Origin of the sequence: Dapis brunnea BLCC-M229, from assembly GCF_050015995.1 — a bacterium.
Classification (GTDB): Bacteria; Cyanobacteriota; Cyanobacteriia; order Cyanobacteriales; family Microcoleaceae; genus Trichodesmium.
Window position 1 is genome coordinate 1 of record NZ_JBNHEP010000300.1, and the last position, 6,958, is coordinate 6,958.

Annotated in this window: 5 protein-coding genes; 4 read left to right on the forward strand and 1 reads right to left on the reverse strand. The window is 31.6% G+C overall.

All coding sequences use genetic code 11. The features are described 5' to 3' along the window. On the reverse strand, positions 1 to 220 hold a 220-nt coding region (locus tag ACP6PM_RS34765; RefSeq protein ID WP_426591432.1), incomplete at its 3' end, for a hypothetical protein. A gap of 239 nt (positions 221 to 459) precedes the next feature. On the opposite strand from ACP6PM_RS34765, the gene ACP6PM_RS34770 reads away from it, so the two are divergent. The 4 genes from ACP6PM_RS34770 (at position 460) to ACP6PM_RS34785 (ending at position 6,530) form a co-directional block, all read left to right on the forward strand. Beyond that, the gene (locus ACP6PM_RS34770) at positions 460 to 1,305 is read left to right on the forward strand and encodes an Npun_R2479 family HD domain-containing metalloprotein (RefSeq protein ID WP_426591433.1); all 846 of its coding nucleotides are present in this window, start codon (positions 460 to 462) and stop codon (positions 1,303 to 1,305) included. Between the two features lie 1,643 nt (positions 1,306 to 2,948). Then, positions 2,949 to 4,034 (forward strand): AI-2E family transporter, encoded by a 1,086-nt coding sequence (locus ACP6PM_RS34775; RefSeq protein ID WP_426591434.1) that lies wholly within the window; start codon positions 2,949 to 2,951, stop codon positions 4,032 to 4,034. A 467-nt stretch (positions 4,035 to 4,501) separates the two neighbouring features. Then, on the forward strand, positions 4,502 to 5,569 hold the full coding sequence (locus ACP6PM_RS34780) for an ABC transporter permease (protein WP_426591435.1): 1,068 nt from the start codon (positions 4,502 to 4,504) through the stop codon (positions 5,567 to 5,569). Between the two features lie 394 nt (positions 5,570 to 5,963). Continuing rightward, positions 5,964 to 6,530: a hypothetical protein gene (locus ACP6PM_RS34785; protein ID WP_426591436.1), complete on the forward strand. Its 567-nt coding sequence runs from the start codon at positions 5,964 to 5,966 to the stop codon at positions 6,528 to 6,530. Positions 6,531 to 6,958 lie beyond the last annotated feature (428 nt).

Genomic DNA, 6,958 nt, shown 5'->3' on the forward strand with positions numbered 1-6,958 from the left:
CAATTACACCAATGGCAATACCAACAATTAATCCTTGCCATCTCCCTCTCTTTTTCTGAGCGGGAAATTCTTTGGTATCATTGATATTTTGCTTATCTTCTTGTGCTTGAAGATAGAGTTTAGGGCCATATATATTTTCAGTCTGGCCTTGACTATAATTGTCTATACGATCGCTGTGTTGTTTTTTTAGTATATTTTCTGGTATTACAACTTCTTTCAATTTACTTGTCCCTTTCTACCACTTAGATATTTACATTGTAAATAAAAATTATAGTTTTGTTATATTTATTTAAATTAAATAGTAATTTGTATATAACTATTCCTAACTCTGGTCTGATGTACTTAATTACCTTGACTATTACAAACTAGAGAAAAAATGAAATAAGAAATTAACAAACAACTCAAACAACTACAATAAAAATGAAATCTAAAAAAATCAAAATTAGTTAAGTAAAAAATATGTTTAATGCAACTGAGATACTAATTAATTCATTTGTCGAAAAAATTAAGGAAGGCTACCATCGCACTTATGGCGGTTATAAATCTAATTACGAAGAAATTATTGGTTGGGCAGGAAATATGGCATTAGAAAATATTGCCAATAGTGATGCCCTTTACCATAATGTTGAGCATACTATTTTAGTTACTCTTGTAGGCCAAGAAATTCTACGGGGAAAACATATTCGAGAAGGAGGTGTGGCCTGTGAAGATTGGTTACACTATATTATTTCCTTAGTTTGCCATGATATTGGATATGTAAAAGGAGTTTGTCGGCAAGACAAAAAAGGTTGGTACGCTACAGGTAGGGAAGATGAAATGGTTAATTTGCCCTTAGGTTCTACTGATGCTAGTTTAACTCCTTATCATGTGGATAGGGCAAAATTATTTATTAATGAAAGATTTGGTGGTCATAAACTGATTGATGTAGAAATAATTAAACAAAATATTGAATTAACACGCTTTCCTGTTCCGAAAGAATCAGATCATCAAGATACTGTTAATTATCCTGGTTTAGTGCGGGCAGCAGATTTAATAGGTCAGTTAAGTGACCCCCGCTACCTCAAGAAAATAGGTTATTTATTTTACGAATTTGAGGAGACAGGTTTTAACCAAAAGGTAGGGTATAAAAATCCTAGCGATCTGCTTGATAACTATCCCCAGTTTTTTTGGCAAGGGGTTCATCCTTATATAGAAAAAGCTCTCAAATATTTATCACTAACACAGGAGGGTAAGCAAATAATTGCTAATCTTTATTCAAATGTATTTGTCGTGGAGCATAATTCTTCTCAAAAGATTGGTGTTTAGAAATTAGGGAGTGAGTAGTTAGAAAGTTAGGGAGTTAGGAGTTGGGGAAAATTGAAATACATCTGGTATATTTTTCTTAGGTTGGAAAGACTGGAGATTTTATTTATCAATAATTATCCGAATTTGATATGATACTAATTTAAATTTCATAAGTACCTAGTACCACTACGCATAATTTATGCATTAGTCAAAAATAAAAAGTGTTGATTGATCGGGCTTTTAATATTTTCTAACTGGTCAGTTATTTAGGCTATCCTGTACTAGGAAAAATTAATTACCATTATTTATTAGCTTTATTTTTTACAACTTATGCTTTTACTTACAGAAGTTTTCTAGTCTCAGAGGTACAAAAATTTGTGGTGGTGCATAGTAATGGTAGAGAGAGTATGGTCCGTGTGGTCCGTGTCGGAAGTGTGGTCCGTGTGAGCAGAAATTAAAAAATATATATCTTCACCATTACGGGAGCAGGACTACCCAAAAATTTAAGGTATTAGGGAGTAGGGATTAAGAAATAAGAAATAGAGATTAATGTTGAACTTTACTTCACTATCTTCAAAAGTGCTGTAAAATATTTCCACATTCATAAAATAGGTAACTAAGAAAAGGTAAATATTAAGTATCTAAAAAGGAATAAAAAAAGATTTAAATTTGAAATTTGATACAAGGTATAAAGTGTTTTGCTATAGGCATAAATCACATATTAATATATGAGATCATGTTCGGTTGAATACTGATAAATAAGTCAGTAAGTAGAATAAAGTAGCTTTGCAGATGATAAGTTTTTTGATCGCTAATTAGCCGGACATGATATGATGGCCTTTTTTGAGTTTGGTATTAAGTAACTATGCAAAATTAATTTAAAATTTTGTCGAAGTAAGGAATAGGGAACAGTGGAGTTGGGAACAGAAAATATATCCGAATCGCCAAATCCAATTATTATAGGTTAATTACCTCAATAACCAAATTATTTATTGGTAGAGAGTTTGATTTTTTAAAATATGTCTGTCCTATTCAATAATTAACAATTGGTGGTAGTGCATTAAAGAAGTGTTCAGAACTCAGTTGTTAATTTTTAATGGTTTATAAGAGAATTTAAACCCCTGAAAAACTATCGGGCTAACTGAAGCCAGGAATTTACATAATAGCTTAAAAAGCTGATAGCTTATTAAAAAAAAGAGGATTGACTAAAATTTTTTTTTCCTTTAATGCGTAGAGGATTTCAACCTTAATTCTTTGGTAAAGCCGATTTAGTATGAGTAGTAAATATACAAATAATTTGACTTAACTACTTATAGAATGTTCGAATAATTAGTTATGATTAAGCTCTAGTGATTAGTAGCTAAATCAAGTTCTGCAAACCTGCCATCCCATAATAAATTTTGGGTGGTAGTGCATAGTAATGGTAGAGAGAGTGTGGTCTGTGTGGGGGGTGTGGGATATATTCAAAAATAGACATCTGGTGATCATCAAAAATCAAATCAATCCCATACGCATAAATCATCAATTCTTTCCCTCTAATCTGTACTCCCGTTCCATGCAACGTCCCTACCTACTTCCTACTCCCTCTTTTAATACCATTACAATGCAGGAAAACCAAATTTTGAAGCATTCTCATACCTTACTAATTACCCATTACTAACTTTATGAATGTTATATTTTCACCTCTTCAAAGATTTTTAATTACATGGTTATTATTATTAGTGACAGGTTGGTTTACTATTGGAGCAATTAGTTTTGTTGGTGAAATTATTAGTATCTTGATTACAGCAGGATTAGTAGCATTTTTGCTCAACTATCCAGTGGCTAAATTACAAATATTTTTACCTCGAAGTTTGGCAGCAGGTTTAGTATATTTAATTGCTGCTTTGATAGTTTTAGTTATTGGTCTAACTATTGCACCACCAGTATTTAATCAAGCTCGACAATTGTGGTTAAATTTTCCAGAATTGTTAGAGTCGGCCAGATTACAATTGACAGAATTTCAAACCTGGAGTGAATCTAATAATTTACCTTTTGATGTCAGGATTTTGCAACAGCAACTATCAACAAAAGCTCAAGAAGAAATCGAGGCGATCGCTGCTACGGGTTTTGGTTTAGTAGTAGGAACTGTTAACTGGTTTTTCGACTTAATATTAATCTTAGTAATCTCGTTTTATATGCTCCTAGATGGAGAAAGACTGTGGAATAATCTTACTAGTATTATTGCTCCAAAAGTACGAGATGTATTTACACAATCTCTAGAAGGAAATCTTCAAAATTTTGTTTCCGGGCAGTTGCTATTAGGGTTATTTATGGCAACTACTTTATCTCTAGCTTTTTGGTTTTTAGGAGTTCCATATTTCCTATTATTTGCAGTCTTTATAGGTGCAATGGAGTTAATTCCATTCATTGGCGCAACTTTGGGCATTGGTACTGTAGGTATTATCGTAGGATTTATAGATTTGTGGTTAACATTAAAAGTCTTAATCGTAGCGATCGCTATGCAACAAATTAAAGATAATATAGTTGCTCCTAGAATCATGGGTAATTTAACCGGACTTAGCCCAGTAATTATTTTTGCAGCATTACTATTAGGTGGTAAAATAGGAGGACTGTTAGGAGTAATATTGGCAATTCCTCTAACAGGAGTTTTGAAAAGTATTGTAGAAGTTGTGTTAAATCCTAAACTACCACCCCAAACAGGTTCTTTTTTTTATAATCCTCTTAAGGGAGTAGGGAGTAGCGAGTAGGGAGTAGGAGAAAAAAATATACTTGTATACTTGATTAAGTTACTTAAATACCAAATAGACTTCTCCAAAAATAAAAAATAAAATCAATTATTATTCATAAAATTATCAATTACTCCCCCCTGTTCATAGTTAAGTGTTCCCTATTCCCTCTTTTATGGACATGTCTAATATAAAATTAATTTGGCTTAACTACTTATAATATTAAATTTGAGTAATTAGTTATTTTATGATTTAGGAGTCATTTAATTTATCAGTTATCAGTAGAAACGAGGAAAAAGTTTTTCTTGATCGCTAATTATTAAGATAATTCCTTCCTGATTGATATAAAATCTGTCTTATGAAAAAAAATACTATAACTATCTCCATAAGAGTATAGTTCCCAAATCTCTAATCTATTTCTTTTTCTTTTCTTCCTGACTCCTTATTCCCTACTCCCTACTCCCTATTAAATCTATGAAATTAAATCTATGAAATGGTGGAAAAATCTTAAAAAAAATCCTTTAGCAAGATTTGGTGCATTATTACTATTAATTTTTTATCTAGTAGTAATTGTTGCTGACTTTATTGCTCCATATAACCCCTACACATCTCAACCCAATGGTTCCCTACTACCACCTACTCAAATTTACTGGCAAAATCAAGCAGGTGAGTTTATTGGGCCTCACGTTTATCCTACAACTCAAGGGCCAGTAGATTTAGAAACTGGACTCCGCGAATTAAATGTAGAGTTCGATAAACCATCCTCTCTTGGTTTATTTGTCAAAGGAACACCCTATAAACTCTTGGGTATTTTGCCCTGGGATAGACATTTATTCGGAACTACAGGTGAAGGGAAATTTAACTTACTAGGTACTGACGAACAAGCACGAGACCAATTTAGTCGTTTACTTTTTGGTGGTAGGATTAGTTTATTTATCGGTTTAGTAGGAATTACAATCTACTTTCCATTAGGAATGATTATTGGTGGAATTTCTGGTTACTTTGGTGGTTGGATAGATAGTATTTTGATGCGTTTTGCTGAAGTATTAATGACAATTCCAGGTATCTATTTATTAGTGGCACTTGCTGCTGTATTACCTCCTGGTTTAACCAGTGCCCAAAGATTTCTCTTAATTGTGGTCATTACTTCATTTATTAGTTGGGCAGGATTAGCTAGGGTCATTCGTGGACAAGTATTATCTATCAAAGAACGAGAATTTGTACAAGCGGTAAGAGCGATGGGGGCGAATTCTTTTTATATTATTGTTCGTCATGTATTGCCACAAACGGCAACTTATGTAATTATTTCGGCAACTTTAGCTATTCCTAGCTTTATTATTTCAGAATCAGTTTTAAGTTTGATTGGTTTAGGTATTCAACAACCAGATCCCTCCTGGGGAAATATGTTATCTTTGGCCACGAATGCTTCAATTTTAGTATTACAACCTTGGTTAGTATGGCCTCCAGCATTATTGATTATTCTGACGGTATTAGCATTTAATTTATTAGGAGATGGGTTGCGAGATGCTCTAGATCCAAGAAATTTACAACGATAATTTACTAATGGATAATGGATAATTGATAATTGATAATTAATCTACAAAGGTTTAAAGCATCTTTACCAATGGATAATGGATAATTGATAATGGATAATTACAGATAGTTTTTATTATTCATTATCCATTGTAAATTAATGAAAGTTATCAGTTAACAGTTAATAATTTAAACAGAGTAATAATTTACTCAGTATTATTGATAGTTCAATATAATTAATAACAGTTATCAGTGATTTGTAGATGACAAATTAAAAAAATATTTGTGTAATTAATTCTGTTTTCTGTTTACCTGGTTTTGATGGCTTGATACTTGATAATTGTCTAAAAGGATAAAATGATCTAAAACTAAAATAGGCAGAATATTTAAGACTCTTTCACACTATATTTGATTTGTATGATTTTTTCATCAGATGATATAAGAACATTATTATTGTTTTTTGGAACATTATTCTCTCTTTCTGCTATTATCATTTCATTGGTATCATTATACTTTACGCGACTACATTGGATACAGTCAAATCGACCAATTATTGTTGCATATATTGATGTAAATGAAGCTGACGATGGGGGGATATTCTATAATTTAGTAGTATCAAATATAGGAAATCGTCCAGCAGTAAGAATTCGTCTAAATTATTCACCAGAGCAAATTAAAAATATTTTTGAAGATGGAATTAGCACCGAACATAGATTACTTAACAGAGAATTCAAAATTGAACAAATTGAGAATTGTTTTTATCCAAAAAGTGAAATTGTTTTATTAGAAAATGGTGAAAAATTATCTACTGCTTTTGGAGCTACTGGTAGAGGTGCAATTCAATGGTTAAAATCTGGTTCAACTATTGATATTTCAATAACTTACTTTGATTTAGATGGTCGTTCATTTAAGTCGTTATTACCTCTTAAAGTATATCCAAGACAAGGTTTTTCAGGAATGACATGGGGAAATAAAAGCAGTTAATTTTTTTGGGAATTTAAGTTGTTTATAGATAGATGTAAAATGCTTGGAGCAATATCAAATTCATCAATAGATTAGTTTAGACTGAAGAAATTAATCTGAATAAATCTGAACATTAAATCAAACCATAAAAAAACTATAGTGCCACACTACATTTAGAGATAAATGCCATTATTTTGTCTGTATAATCAACCCATTAAATTTGTCAATTTACAGAATCAATACAATGAGTTTTCCACAGATTTAAAAGAACCGAAAACAACTATAGTGCTAGACTAAGTTGAGAGATAAATACCACGCTCTAGTCTGTAGAATCAACAAATTAAGTTTGTCGATTTATCAAATAAATACAATGAGTTTTCCACAGATTTAAAAAAACCGAAAACAACTATAGTGCTAGACTAAGTTGAGAGATAAATACCACGCTCTAG

Coding starts and splice junctions, on each gene's coding strand:
- ACP6PM_RS34770 (WP_426591433.1), top strand. CDS start 460: ATGTTTAATGCAACTGAGATACTAATTAATTCATTTGTCGAAAAAATT.
- ACP6PM_RS34775 (WP_426591434.1), top strand. CDS start 2,949: ATGAATGTTATATTTTCACCTCTTCAAAGATTTTTAATTACATGGTTA.
- ACP6PM_RS34780 (WP_426591435.1), top strand. CDS start 4,502: ATGAAATGGTGGAAAAATCTTAAAAAAAATCCTTTAGCAAGATTTGGT.
- ACP6PM_RS34785 (WP_426591436.1), top strand. CDS start 5,964: ATGATTTTTTCATCAGATGATATAAGAACATTATTATTGTTTTTTGGA.